Origin of the sequence: Nonomuraea montanisoli (assembly GCF_013363975.1) — a bacterium.
Classification (GTDB): Bacteria; Actinomycetota; Actinomycetes; order Streptosporangiales; family Streptosporangiaceae; genus Nonomuraea; species Nonomuraea montanisoli.
On sequence record NZ_JABWGN010000006.1, the window covers coordinates 88955 to 101140 of the forward strand.

General features: G+C 75.5%; 12 protein-coding genes. 5 read left to right on the top strand and 7 right to left on the bottom strand.

All coding sequences use genetic code 11. The features are described 5' to 3' along the window. Window positions 1–73: 73 nt before the first annotated feature. Together HTZ77_RS15930 and HTZ77_RS15935 are read right to left on the bottom strand one after the other, a co-directional pair. Window positions 74–442, bottom strand: a complete 369-nt coding sequence (locus tag HTZ77_RS15930) for a hypothetical protein (protein ID WP_175590380.1) — start codon at window positions 440–442, stop codon at window positions 74–76. Window positions 443–510: 68 nt separating this feature from the next. Next, window positions 511–1674 carry an AMP-binding protein gene (locus HTZ77_RS15935; RefSeq protein WP_175590381.1) on the bottom strand — a complete coding sequence of 388 codons (1164 nt, stop codon included), beginning with the start codon at window positions 1672–1674 and terminating at the stop codon, window positions 511–513. Between the two features lie 151 nt (window positions 1675–1825). On the opposite strand from HTZ77_RS15935, the gene HTZ77_RS15940 reads away from it, so the two are divergent. The 4 genes from HTZ77_RS15940 (at window position 1826) to HTZ77_RS15955 (ending at window position 5484) form a co-directional block, all read left to right on the top strand. After that, entirely contained in the window at window positions 1826–2737 is a 912-nt protein-coding gene (locus HTZ77_RS15940) for an o-succinylbenzoate synthase (RefSeq protein ID WP_175590792.1), read from the top strand. Continuing rightward, window positions 2734–4392, top strand: coding sequence for a 2-succinyl-5-enolpyruvyl-6-hydroxy-3-cyclohexene-1-carboxylic-acid synthase (menD, locus tag HTZ77_RS15945; protein WP_175590382.1), 1659 nt, complete (start codon window positions 2734–2736; stop codon window positions 4390–4392). The genes HTZ77_RS15940 and menD overlap by 4 nt, the downstream gene beginning before the upstream one ends. A gap of 152 nt (window positions 4393–4544) precedes the next feature. After that, a complete protein-coding gene (locus HTZ77_RS15950) occupies window positions 4545–5090 on the top strand; it encodes a TetR/AcrR family transcriptional regulator (RefSeq protein ID WP_175590383.1) in 546 nt (181 codons plus the stop codon). Then, window positions 5074–5484 carry a DUF5360 family protein gene (locus HTZ77_RS15955; RefSeq protein ID WP_205302724.1) on the top strand — a complete coding sequence of 137 codons (411 nt, stop codon included), beginning with the start codon at window positions 5074–5076 and terminating at the stop codon, window positions 5482–5484. The genes HTZ77_RS15950 and HTZ77_RS15955 overlap by 17 nt, the downstream gene beginning before the upstream one ends. 18 nt (window positions 5485–5502) lie before the next feature. Here the strand turns inward: HTZ77_RS15955 and HTZ77_RS15960 are convergent, their stop codons facing one another. The 5 genes from HTZ77_RS15960 to HTZ77_RS15980 all read right to left on the bottom strand — a co-directional run bounded on the left by HTZ77_RS15960 (window position 5503) and on the right by HTZ77_RS15980 (window position 11204). Next, the gene (locus HTZ77_RS15960; RefSeq protein ID WP_175590384.1) at window positions 5503–6426 is read right to left on the bottom strand and encodes an alpha/beta hydrolase family protein; all 924 of its coding nucleotides are present in this window, start codon (window positions 6424–6426) and stop codon (window positions 5503–5505) included. Next, window positions 6423–7640: a kynureninase gene (gene kynU / locus HTZ77_RS15965; RefSeq protein WP_328808609.1), complete on the bottom strand. Its 1218-nt coding sequence runs from the start codon at window positions 7638–7640 to the stop codon at window positions 6423–6425. The genes HTZ77_RS15960 and kynU overlap by 4 nt, the downstream gene beginning before the upstream one ends. 7 nt (window positions 7641–7647) lie before the next feature. Continuing rightward, the gene (locus HTZ77_RS15970; RefSeq protein ID WP_175590386.1) at window positions 7648–8526 is read right to left on the bottom strand and encodes a tryptophan 2,3-dioxygenase family protein; all 879 of its coding nucleotides are present in this window, start codon (window positions 8524–8526) and stop codon (window positions 7648–7650) included. Window positions 8527–8706: 180 nt separating this feature from the next. Further along, window positions 8707–10176, bottom strand: a complete 1470-nt coding sequence (locus tag HTZ77_RS15975) for an MFS transporter (RefSeq protein WP_175590387.1) — start codon at window positions 10174–10176, stop codon at window positions 8707–8709. 287 nt (window positions 10177–10463) lie between these two features. Further along, window positions 10464–11204, bottom strand: a complete 741-nt coding sequence (locus HTZ77_RS15980; protein ID WP_175590388.1) for a GntR family transcriptional regulator — start codon at window positions 11202–11204, stop codon at window positions 10464–10466. Between the two features lie 162 nt (window positions 11205–11366). Between HTZ77_RS15980 and HTZ77_RS15985 the strand changes: the two genes are divergently transcribed. After that, the gene (locus tag HTZ77_RS15985) at window positions 11367–12167 is read left to right on the top strand and encodes an inositol monophosphatase family protein (RefSeq protein WP_175590389.1); all 801 of its coding nucleotides are present in this window, start codon (window positions 11367–11369) and stop codon (window positions 12165–12167) included. Window positions 12168–12186: the final 19 nt, after the last annotated feature.

The following is a 12186-nucleotide window of genomic DNA, read 5'->3' on the forward strand; positions in this document are numbered from 1 at the left end:
GTTCCCGTTAGGACGAAAATGGGGCGGACCGCCTCGTGGCGGCCCACCCCGGGTACGCGCGGCCCGCGGCCGGCTAGTTGCCGCTGACCTGGCCCGGCTTGCCGTCGGGCGCCCCTCGCGCGGGCCCCTCGGTCACCTTGACGGGCTCGCCCTCGGGCATCGGCATGGGCTCGGCGTCCTCCATGCGCTTGTCGGTCCAGTAGTCGAGGACCGCGTCGGGGTCGGGGTTGACGTCCCGGGACACCACGGTGTCGGGCGACGGGGCGGGCGTCTGCCCGGTGAGCTCGGCCACCTGGCCGGGATCGACCTGAACCACGGCCTTGGTCTCCTTGGAGACCTTCTCGAGCCTGCCCGCCGAGGCGGCCGCCGCGACCGAGACGCCGCCGACGACGATGACGCCGACGACCGCCGCGGATGCCCACATCTTGCGGGTCTGATCCATGAAGGCTCCCTCCTTGCTCTTCCCTGCTTTGACGCACCGGATGGTCATCGGGTTCCTGCGCGGGCGCGTCAGGCGGGCCGTGCGGAGGCTTCGGAGCGCAGACGTACGAGGTCGGGCTTGCCGTTGGGCAGCAGCGGCAGCCGCGGCACGAGGCGCAGCTCGCGGGGCGCGGCGTACGCGGGCAGCCGCTCGGCGCAGTAGGCGCGCACCTGCGGCAGCGTCAGCGGGCGGGAGGCGTCGGCGGGCACCACCACGGCCACCACCACCTCGCCCCACTCGGGATCGGGCCGGCCGACGACCGCGACGTCCGCCACCTCGGGATGGGCGCCGAGCACCGCGGCCACCGCGCCCGCCACGACCTTCTCGCCCCCGGTGTTGATCACGTCGTCGGCCCGGCCCAGCACGCGCAGCCGCCCGCCGGTCAGCTCGCCCAGGTCGGAGGTCACGAACCAGGCGCCGTCGCGCGCCACCGGCTCGCCCGAGCGGTAACCGGAGAACAGCACCGGCCCCGCCACCCGGATCCGGCCGTCGTCGCCCACCTTCACGTCCACGTCGTCGAGCGGCCGGCCGTCGTACACGCAGCCGCCGCACGTCTCGCTCATCCCGTACGTCGTCACCACCCGCGCGCCGAGCCCGCGCGCCTCCTCCAGCAGCGCGGGACGGGCCGCCGCGCCCCCGAGCAGGATCGTGGCGAACACCGACAGGTCGGCCCGCATGGCGACCAGCCGGTGCAGCTGCGTGGGCACCAGCGACACGTGGCGGGCGCCGGAGGCCAGCACCCGCTCCGGGGCGAACCTGTCGTGCACGATCGGCTCGGTGCCGCTCAGCAGCGCCCGGACGAGCACCTGGAGGCCGGAGACGTGCGACGGCGGCAGGCAGCACAGCCACCGCTCGCCCTCGGCGGCCCCGAGGCGGCGCAGCGAGGCGGAGGCCGAGGCGCGCAGCGCCCGCGCGGAGAGCATGACGCCCTTGGGCGCGCCCGTGCTGCCGCTGGTGGCGATCACCACGGCGACGTCGCCCGGCACGCCGCGGCCGCCCTCCAGCGGCTCGCCGCCGACGTCGGTGGGGCGCAGCGCGGCGATCGCGGCGTCGGCCGCCGGCCCCGGGGCCAGCGGCAGCACGGCCGGCCCCGCGCCGCTCAGCGCGTCGCGCACCGCCGCGGACAGCTCGGGGCCCGGCGGCATGACGACCGCGCTCAACGGGCGGTCCGGATGCGACGGCGTGCTCGGCATGCTCGTAAGGTTAGTGGCGACAGATCGGTACTGACTCAGTGGTGACGCGGTGGTGGCAGGGCGGGGCGCGCGATCCGGCTTGGACGGGTGGCGCACGGGTGTGACCGGTGACGCCGGCGGCGATGGGGAGCGGGGGCTGACCCGCGATCCCGTGGTGTTCCGCATCCCGATGCGCACCCGCTTCCGCGGGCAGACGGCCCGCGAGGGCGTGCTGCTGCGCGGCCCGGCGGGCTGGGGCGAGTTCTCGCCCTTCCCCGAGTACGGGCCGCGCGAGTGCGCCCGCTGGCTGGCCTGCGCCCGCGAGGCCGCCTTCGAGGGCTGGCCCGCGCCGGTCCGCGACACCGTCCCGGTCAACGCCACGGTCCCGGCCGTGCCCGCCGAGCGGGCCTTCGAGCTGGTACGGAGCTCCGGCTGCGCCACCGCGAAGGTCAAGGTGGCCGAGCCCGGCCAGACGTTCGCCGACGACCTGGCCCGGGTCGAGGCTGTGCGCGACGCCCTCGGGCCGGCCGGGCGGCTGCGCGTGGACGCCAACGGCGCCTGGAGCGCCGACGAGGCGGTGCGCCGGCTGAAGGAGCTCGACCGGTTCGGCCTGGAGTACGCCGAGCAGCCCTGCGCCACCCTGGAGGAGCTGGCCCGGGTGCGGCGCGCCTGCGACGTGCCGATCGCCGCCGACGAGTCGATCCGCCGCGCCGAGGACCCGCTGCGCGTGCGGGCCGCCGAGGCGGCCGACGTCGCCGTGGTCAAGGTGCAGCCGCTCGGCGGGGTGCGGCAGGCGCTGCGCGTGGTCGAGGCGTGCGGGCTGCCCGCCGTCGTGTCGAGCGCCGTGGAGACGTCCGTGGGGCTGGCCGCCGGGCTCGCGCTGGCCGCCGCCCTGCCCGAGCTGCCGTACGCGTGCGGGCTCGGCACGATGACGCTGCTGTCCGGCGACGTCACCGCCGACCCCCTCGTCCCCGAGGGCGGCGCGCTGCGCGTGCGGCGGCCCGAGGTGGACGAGCATGCCCTGTCAGAGTTCGCCATCGAATCGCCCCGGTGGCTCGGCCGAATGCAGGAGGCGTCCCGGTGAATCCCGCGACCGCGCTGGCCACGGTGCTCGTCGACGAACTGGTGCGCTGCGGCCTGACCGACGTCGTGATCGCGCCCGGCTCGCGCTCGGCGCCGCTGGCGCTGGCGCTGCACGCCGAGTCGCGGGTGCGGCTGCACGTGCGCGTGGACGAGCGCTCGGCGTCGTTCCTGGCGCTCGGCCTGGCCCGGCGCTCGGAGCGGCCCGTCGCGCTGATCTGCTCCTCGGGCACGGCCGCCGCCAACTTCCACCCGGCCGTCATCGAGGCGAGCGAGTCGGGCGTCCCGCTGCTCGTGCTCACCGCCGACCGGCCGCCCGAGCTGCGCGGCACCGGCGCCAACCAGACCATCGACCAGGTGAAGCTGTACGGCACGGCCGCCCGCTGGTTCGCCGAGGTGGGCACGCCCGAGGACCGTCCCGGCCAGGTCGCCTACTGGCGGTCGCTGGCCTGCCGCGCCTACCAGCGCGCCGCCGGGCCCGCCGACCCCGGGCCGGTCCACCTCAACCTCGCCTTCCGCGAGCCGCTGATCCCCGACGGCGACACCTCGTGGAGCGAGCCGCTCGACGGCGACGCGACCGGCCCGTGGGTGCGCACCCGCGTGGCGCCGCCGCCCGTCGCGCTGCACCTGCCGCCGACGCGGCGCGGCGTGCTGGTGATCGGCGACGGCGCCGCCAACGTGCGCCGCTACGTCGCCGCCGCCGGGATGGCCGGCTGGCCCGTCCTGTCGGAGCCGAACGGCGGCGGCCGCTACGGCGACCACACCGTCTCGACCTACCACCACCTGCTGGCCACCCCGGAGTTCGCCGACGCGCACGCGCCGGACGTCGTGGTGACGCTCGGCCGGCCGGGGCTCTCGCGCCCGCTGCTGTCGTGGCTCAAGCGCGTCCAGGAGCACATCGTCGTCGCGCCCGCCCTCGACCGCTGGCCCGACCCCACCCGCTCGGCCACCCAGGTGGCGCAGGCCGTGGAGATCCCGGTGGCCTCCGGCGACGACGGCTGGCTGAACTCCTGGCGGCACGCCGACCAGGCGGCGCGGGCCGCGGTGGACCAGGTGCTCGACACCTCGGGCACGAGCGAGCCGCGCCTGGCCCGCGACCTGGCCGACACGCTGCCCAACGGCGCCCTGCTGTTCTGCGGCTCGTCCATGCCGATCCGCGACCTCGACCAGGCCATGCGGCCCCGGCGCGGGCTGCGGCTGCTGGCCAACCGGGGCGCCTCCGGCATCGACGGCGCCGTCTCGACGGCGATGGGCGCCGCGCTGGCCCACAACGGGCCGTCGTACGCGCTGCTCGGCGACCTGTCGTTCCTGCACGACCAGAACGGGCTCGTCCTCGGCCCGCGCGAGCCCCGGCCCGACCTGTGCATCGTGGTGGTCAACAACGACGGTGGCGGAATCTTCTCGCTGCTGCCGCAGGCGGCGCTGCGCGACCCGTTCGAGCGGGTCTTCGGCACGCCGCACGGGGTGGACCTCGAGTACGTGGCCGCCGCGACCCGCACGCCGTACCGGCTGGTGGAGGAGCTGGGAGACCTGCCCAAGGCGCTGCGCGGCGAGGGGCCGCGCGTGGTGGAGGTGCGCACGGACCGCGAGGAGAACGCGCTGGTCCACGCCCGCCTGCGCGACGCCGCCCAGGACGCCATCCGCGCCGCCCTCGCCTGAGCCGCCCGCCGTCCTGAGCCGCCCAGCCCCCGTCCTGAGCTGCCCGGCCCCCCGTCCTGAGCCGGCCCCGGCCCCGCCTGAGCGGCCCGGGCGGCTCCCGGCGTTCTGGCAGCCCTGTGAAACTGTACCGGCTGACCGGTATAGTTTCGAGCATGCCGAGACCGAGTTCCCGAGACCGGCTCCTGGACGCGGCGGCCGAGGTGCTGCTGTCGGACGGAGCGGAGTCGCTCACGCTGGAGGCGGTCGCGCAGCGCGCGGGCGTGTCCAAGGGCGGCCTGTTCTACCACTTCCCGACCAAGCAGGCCCTGGTCAGGGCCATGGTGGAGCGCCTGGTCGGCGCCTTCGACGAGGCGCTGGCGCGGGCCGGCGACCGGCCGGGCGACTTCCTGCGCGCCTACGTCGAGGCCACCGTGCCCGAGACGCGCGCCTCGGAGGCGCCCGACCGGGTCACCGCCGCGCTGCTCGCCGGTGTCCTCGTCGATCCCGAGGGCCTGGAGCCGCTGCGCGCGCGGTTCGCCGCCTGGCAGGAGCGCCTGACCCGCGACGGCGTCGACCCCGCCGCGGCCACCGCCGTCCGGCTCGCGGTGGACGGCTGGTGGGCCGTGCGGCTGCTCGGCCTCGGCGAGCCCGACCCGGAGCTGCACGCCCGGACGCGCGCCTACCTGATGGAGCTGATCGCCCGTGCTGCGAACGACTAAGGCGCTGATGCTGGCGACCGACGTCGGCTTCGTCGCCTACTTCACCGTCACGGGCCTCGGGCTGATCCCGCCCGAGTGGGCCTTCGCCGGCTACACCGATCCGGTGATGGTGGCCTGGAACTGGTCGTTCCTCTGGATCGACCTGGCCGCCGGCGCCACCGGGCTGACGAGCCTCTGGCTCCTCAGGCGGGCCGCCGCGTCGGCCGCGGGGACGACGCTCATGCTCGTCTCCCTCGTGCTCACCATGGCCTCCGGGCTCATGGCCGTCGCGTTCTGGACGCTGCGCGGCGACTTCTCCCTGATGTGGTGGATCCCGAACCTCTACCTGCTGCTGTTCCCGCTGCCCGCCGTGGTGGCACTCGTCGTGCGGCCGCCCGGTAGGCCGGCCACCTGACGTCCCCGGCGACCCCGCTCACGTACGGGCCAGGAGGCGCGTGACCTCCCCGGCGACCAGGGCGCAGGCGTCCACCGCCGGGTCGATCAGCGGGAAGTGGCCGGCGTCCTCCACGAGCGTGAGGCGTACCGTCTGACCCGCTCGGGCGGCCGACCGCGCGTACGACGCGGTGACCTCGGCCGGGACGACGACGTCGTCGCGGCCGTGGACGATCGTCGTGGGCACGCCCGTGGGCAGCAGCGTCGCCGGGTCGGCCGACGCGCGCCGCTCCTCGAACCGGTCCGGCCCGCCGAGCAACTGGAGCGCGGCGTCCGAGCACACGGACAGCTCGCGCGCCCGGACGAGGTCGGCGATCGGCGCCAGCGCCACCACGCCCGCGACGGACGGCCCGGGCAGCCGCCACGGCGAGCCCGGTGGCAGCGCGTGGCGGGCGGCGGCCCACAGCGCGAGGTGCCCGCCCGCCGAGTGGCCGGTGAGCACGACGCGACCCGGGTCGGCCTCGGGCAGCGCGTCCGCCACGAGGGCGGGCAGGGCGTCGAGGGCGGCCGCCACGTCGTCGAACGTCTCCGGCCAGCGCCCCGCCGCGCCCGCCGCCGCGCCGCCCCGCCGGTACTCGACCGAGGCCACCGCGAGGCCCCGGCGGGCCAGGAAGGCGGCGAAGGGGGAGACGTGCCACCGGTCGTACGCCGCCCGCCACGCCCCTCCGTGCAGGACTACCACGAGCGGCGCCCCCTCCATGCCGGAGACGGTGAGGGGCTCTTTCCCCGTGCCGGGTCTCTCGGAGGGAGCGGTCGCGGGGTCGCCGAGTGGCCCGGTGCGCGGGGCGTAGAGGTCGACGAGCTGGTCGGGGTGGGGGCCGTAGGAGACGGTGGCGTCCGGCCGCGCGCGCGGGTGGGAGAAGGCCGACGCCTGCTCGGCGGCGTCGCGCGCGACGGCGTTCACGTGCCGGCCGCGACGACCTCGGCCAGCACGCGCGCCGCCCGTTCCGTGTCCGTGAACGACACGTACAGCGGCGTGAAGCCGAACCGCAGCACGTCCGGGTGCCGGAAGTCGCCGACCACCCCGCGGGCGATCAGCGTCTCCATCACCGCGCCCGCCCCGGCGCAGCGCAGCGCGACCTGGCTGCCCCGCTCCGCGTGGCGGGACGGGGTGATCGACTCGACGCGTCCCGGCCGCACGTACGCGGCGACGCACTCCAGGAAGAAGTCGGTCAGGGCCAGGCTCTTGTCCCGCACCGCCTCGATCGGCACCCCGTCCCACACCTCCAGCGCCGCCTCCAGGGCCAGCATCGAGAGGATGTCGGGCGTGCCCACCCGGCCGCGCGGGGCGCCGTCCGCCGGCTCGTACCGGCCCGACATGCCGAAGGGATCGCGGTGGGAGTTCCAGCCGGGCAGCGGCGAGTCGAAGCGGGACTGCAGGTCGCGGCGGACGTACAGGTAGGCCGGCGAGCCGGGGCCGCCGTTGAGGTACTTGTACGTGCAGCCGACCGCGAAATCCACCCCGTGCTCGTCGAGCCCCACCGGCAGCGCCCCCGCGCTGTGGCACAGGTCCCACACCGCCAGGGCGCCCGCCTCGTGCGCGGCGGCCGTCACGCCCGGCAGGTCGTGCAGCCGCCCGCTGCGGTAGTCGACGTGGTTGACCAGGGCGACGGCGGTACGGGGACCCAGGGCGTCCACGATGCCGGCCGGGTCGGCGGTCACCAGGCGGCAGCCCGTCATCCGCGCCGCCGACTCGGCGATGTAGCCGTCCGTGGGGAACGTCGTGGCGTCCACCACGATCTCGTCGCGCCCCTCGCCCGCCATCCGGACCGCGCCCACCAGCGCCTTGAAGACGTTCACGCTGGTGGAGTCGCCGGCCACGATCTGGCCGGGCGCCGCGCCGACCAGCGGGGCGACGCGGTCGCCGACGCGCTCCGGCGCCGTCCACCACCCGGACTCCGTCCACGACCTGATGCGCAGCCTGCCCCACTGCCGCGCCACCACGTCGGCCATCCGGTCGGGCACGACGGCGGGCAGCGCGCCGAGCGAGTTGCCGTCGAGGTAGACGGTGTCGTCGTCGAGGACGAACTCCGCGCGCTTGGCCCGCAGCGGGTCGGCCTCGTCGAGCTTGCGCGCCTTCTCGCGCTGGGCCGCCCGGTCGGGAAGGCCGGAACCCACGGAAAGATCAGACATGGCTGCGTGCCGTCCAGAGCTCGGGGAACACGGTCTTGGCGGCCCGCTTCTCCAGCCACGCGACGCCCGCCGAGCCGCCGGTGCCGGTCTTGGCGCCCATCGCGCGCCGGGTCGCCACGAGATGGTCGTTGCGCCAGCGCCACACCAGCTCGGCGACGTCCGTCAGCGCCTCGCCGAGCCGCGCCAGGTCGGTGTCCCGGTCGCCGGAGTAGATCGCCGCCCACACCGCCTCGACCTCGGCGCTGGGCTCGTAGCGCTGCGACAGGTCCCGTTCCAGCACGGCCCGCGGCACGGCGTGGCCGCGCCGCGCGAGCAGGTGCAGGACCTCGTCGTACAGGCTGGGCTGGTGCAGCGCCTTCTCCAGTTCCTCGTGGACGCGCGCCGCGCCCCGGTGCGGCACCAGCATGGACGACGACTTCTCGCCGAGCAAGAATTCCATCCGCCGGTACATCGCCGACTGGAACCCCGAGCCCTCGCCGAGCGCGGCCCGGTAGGCGTTGAACTCGGCCGGGGTGAGCCGCGCCAGCGGCCGCCAGGAGGCGTTCAGTGCCTCCAGCTCGCGCGCGCTGCGCCGCAGCGCGGCCATCGCGACGGGCAGCCGGTCCTCGCGCAGCGCGCGGCCGGCGGTCTCCCACTCGTGGACGATCACGGTGAACCACAGCTCCATGACCTGGGTGGTGACCAGGAACGCCATCTCGCCCGGGTCGTCGGACAGAGGGTGCTGGAGGTGGGTGAGGACGTCCGCGTGGACGTAGTCCTCGTACGGGGTGGTGCCCGCGAAGTCGAGGTTCGGCGACTCCGGCCGGTCGGGCTCGCCGCGGCCGTCGGCCGCTCGGTCGTCCGCTGTTCGGGTGTGCGTGCGATGCGACATCGCTGTCTCCTGGAGACGTTCCACCGGGTAGCGGTCCGCTCCCTTCCTTCAGGCGATGGAGCCCCGGTCCCCTCGGGCCCGGCCGCTCACGGTGCGACGCCGAACCCATCAGGCATGATGCGGGATCGTGTCCCGGTATGGCAAGGGGCGTCTGATGAGGATGGATTCCTGTGGGGGCTGTCAGCCCTGGCCGGCGTGGGTGTGGCCGTGGGCGACCTCGGGCGGGCACGGCCCGGGCCGGCCGTCCCGCCGCCACTCCGCCACGGCGATGGCGAGGGCGACCAGCACACCGCCGACCGCGGCGCCCAGGGCCACGGTCACCGCCTGCGCGGTGTCGCCGCTGGAGGTGAGCACCAGGTAGTACACGCCCGGCAGGGCCGCCGTGCCGACCGCGCCGCCGAGCCGCTGGCCCGTCTGCAGGGCGCCGCCGGCCGCCCCGGCCATCCGCACGGGCACCTCCTTGAGCGTCATGGTGATGTTCGGCGAGATCACGAAGCCGCTGCCGACGCCGCCGACGAGCAGCGCGGGGATCGCCGCCCACACGGCCACGCCCGGGGAGGCGAAGCCCAGCAGCAGCGCCGCCGCCGACAGCCCCACCACGACCCCGGCGAGCCCGAGCACGGTCAGCAGCCGTCCCAGCCGCTCCACCAGCCGCCCGGCCACGACCGCCGCGCAGGCCGAGCCGATCGCGAACGGCGTGACGCACAACCCCGACATCAGCGGCGAGAACCCCCGCCCGTTCTGGAAGTACAGCGCGAAGACCAGCCAGACGCCGCTGAACCCGATGAAGTAGACCGTCGCGAGCGCCGCGCCCGGCGCGTAGCCGCGTGTCTCGGTGATGAGTCCGGGGGCGAGCAGCGGGTCGTGGCCGCGGGCCGCGACCCGCCGTTCCCAGAGCACGAACGCCGCGAGGAGCGCCGCCCCGGCGGGGAACATCCACCAGAGCTCGTGCACGCCGCCCGCGTCGGCCTGCACGAGCGGGAACATGAGGAGGAACACACCGGCGCCGAGCAGCAGCACACCCGCCAGGTCCAGCGCCCCGCGCCGGGCGCCGCGGGCGTGCGGCAGCAGCCGGGCGGCCAGGGTGAACGCGGCCACCCCGATCGGCACGTTGACGAAGAAGATCCAGCGCCAGCCCTGCTCGGCGCCCGCCAGGGCGAGGATCAGGCCGCCGGTGATCGGGCCGACCGCGCTGGAGATGCCGACGGTCGCCCCGAAGAGGCCGAAGGCGCGCCCGCGCTCGGCGCCCCGGAACATCTGCTGGATCAGGGCGGAGTTCTGCGGGGCGAGGAAGCCGGCGGCGATCCCCTGCGCGAGCCGGGCCGCGACCAGCAGCCCGATGGTGGGCGCGGCCCCGGCGGCCATGCTGCACAGCACGAACGCGGCCAGCGCGACGAGGAAGATGCGCCGCCGGCCCATCGCGTCGCCCAGCCGCCCGGCCAGGACGAGGGAGAGCGCGAACGTGAGCGCGTACCCGGAGACCACCCACTGCACCTGCGCGGGGGAGGCCCCGAGGCCGCGCTGCATGGACGGCAGGGCCACGGCCACGATGGTCACGTCGAGCAAGATCATGAAGCCGACGACGAGGGTGACCGCGAGGGCCTTCCAGCGCCGCGGATCCGGTCCGGTGTTCTCGGACCCTGGTTGCATGGGACCTCCCTCCGTGAAGGCCGCCGCCCGCGGAGGGCGGCCTCGGCACGGCCTGAGGCGGCCCCGCGGCGGTCCCCGGGCGGTCCGGTCCTCCGGAGGCCCTCGGGCGGGTCCTCGGGCGGGCTTTCGGGTGGCCCCGAGGCGATGCGGGCGGGCTGTCGCGGGCCGCCATGCCTATGGCAGGAACAACGCCTCCGGGACGGCGGGCATTTCGCCCGCGCTCCGTCGGCGGGCTCCGCCGCAGGTCAGCGCTTGATCGACATGGCTGCCGGCCGCCTCGCCGCGGGTCAGCGCTCGATGAGCGTGACCTCCAGGGAGTAGTGCGAGGCGCGGTAGACGTGCGAGCCGTGCTCGACCGCGCGACCCTGGTCGTCGTACGTGGTGCGGATCATCGTGAGCAGCGGGGCGCCGCGCCGCTCGCCCAGCAGCCTGGCCTCGCTCTGGCCCGCCGCGCGGGCCCCGATGCGCTGGTTGGCCACCCGCATGCGCACGCCCGCGCCGCGCAGCAGCTCGTACAGGCCCCTGGTCTCCAGGTCCGTGGCGCCGAGCCGGGCGAGGCCGAGGGGCAGCCAGTTGTGCAGCAGGGCCAGCGGCTCGCCGGCCGCGAACCGCAGCCGCTCCAGGTAGAGCGCCTCGGCGCCCGGCTCCAGGCCGAGGATGGCCGCGATCTCCTCGTCCACGGTCCGCGGCTCCAGGGCGATGACCTGGGTGGCCGGCTCCTGGCCCGAGCGGCGCAGGTCGTCGTACAGGCTGGTCAGCTCCACCGACCGCTTGACCTGGCCGTGGACCACCTGGGTGCCGACGCCGCGCTTGCGCACGAGCAGGCCCTTGTCCACGAGATACTGGATGGCCTGGCGGATGGTGGGCCTCGACAGGCCGAGCTTGTCGGCCAGCAGGATCTCGTTGTCGAGCCGGGCGCCGGGCACCAGGTCGCCTCGCCGGATCGCTTCGGCGATCTGCTCGGCCACCTGGAAATAGAGCGGCACGGGGCTGGATCGGTCCAGGTCGATCGCCAGATTCGCGGTCATGCTGATCAGGTTAACGCAGGTCATAATGTCCAGACAAATGCGACGGTCATGGACTTCATGCGGCATGATCGGAAGGGGAGCTCCCGCCGGGAATGGGCAGGGGTCCTCGTACCGTGGTGTCGAGACACCGCGGGTGCCGACGCCATCGAGGGGGAGCCGGGCATGAACGCCACGCCACACGACGACACGCAGTTCCCGCACGACGCGCTGCTGGAGACGGCCGTCGAGGCCGCCCGGGCGGTCGGGCCACGGCTGCGCAAGGCGTTCCGCTCCCGCCCGCAGGTCGCCACCAAACGCGACTTCCAGGACCCCGTGACCGAGCACGACAAGGCGGCCGAGGAGACCATCCGCGCCGTCATCGAGGGCCGCTGGCCCGGCAGCGCCGTCCTCGGCGAGGAGGGCGGGTCCACCGGCTCCGGACGGCTGCGCTGGTACGTCGACCCGATCGACGGCACCGCCAACTTCGCCGCCGGGCTGCCGTTCTTCTGCGTCTCGATCGCCGCTGCCGTGGACGGGGAACTGGCCGCGGGCGTCGTGTACGACCCGGTGCGTGACGACGAGTTCACCGCCTCGACGGCGGGCGCCTGGTGCAACGGCACCCCCATCCGCAGCGCCGGCGCCACCGGCGACCGGGAGGCCATGCTGCTGACGAGCTACCCGACGCCCCGCGACATGGCCACCGAGGGCGAGGACGCGCTGCGGCGCTACAGCCGGTTCCTGACGTCGTTCTCGGCGGTGCGCCGGGTGGGCAGCGCCGCGCTCAAGCTCGCCCACGTCGCCGCCGGATGGTCGGACGCCGCGTACGGCACGCGCGCCAACCCGTGGGACGTGGCGGCCGGCGCCCTGCTCGTCCGGCAGGCGGGCGGCCTCTACCTGGGCGACCCGCTCGCCACGGGCGACTACCTGGCCTGCGTCGGCGGCTTCGACCTCGCCTCCTCGGCCCTGTCCGAGGTCGCCCCCTGACCCCACGCGATCACGAGCG

Coding starts and splice junctions, on each gene's coding strand:
- HTZ77_RS15985 (WP_175590389.1), top strand. CDS start 11,367: ATGAACGCCACGCCACACGACGACACGCAGTTCCCGCACGACGCGCTG.
- HTZ77_RS15950 (WP_175590383.1), top strand. CDS start 4,545: ATGCCGAGACCGAGTTCCCGAGACCGGCTCCTGGACGCGGCGGCCGAG.
- HTZ77_RS15970 (WP_175590386.1), bottom strand. CDS start 8,526: ATGTCGCATCGCACGCACACCCGAACAGCGGACGACCGAGCGGCCGAC.
- HTZ77_RS15980 (WP_175590388.1), bottom strand. CDS start 11,204: ATGACCGCGAATCTGGCGATCGACCTGGACCGATCCAGCCCCGTGCCG.
- HTZ77_RS15930 (WP_175590380.1), bottom strand. CDS start 442: ATGGATCAGACCCGCAAGATGTGGGCATCCGCGGCGGTCGTCGGCGTC.
- HTZ77_RS15935 (WP_175590381.1), bottom strand. CDS start 1,674: ATGCCGAGCACGCCGTCGCATCCGGACCGCCCGTTGAGCGCGGTCGTC.
- HTZ77_RS15975 (WP_175590387.1), bottom strand. CDS start 10,176: ATGCAACCAGGGTCCGAGAACACCGGACCGGATCCGCGGCGCTGGAAG.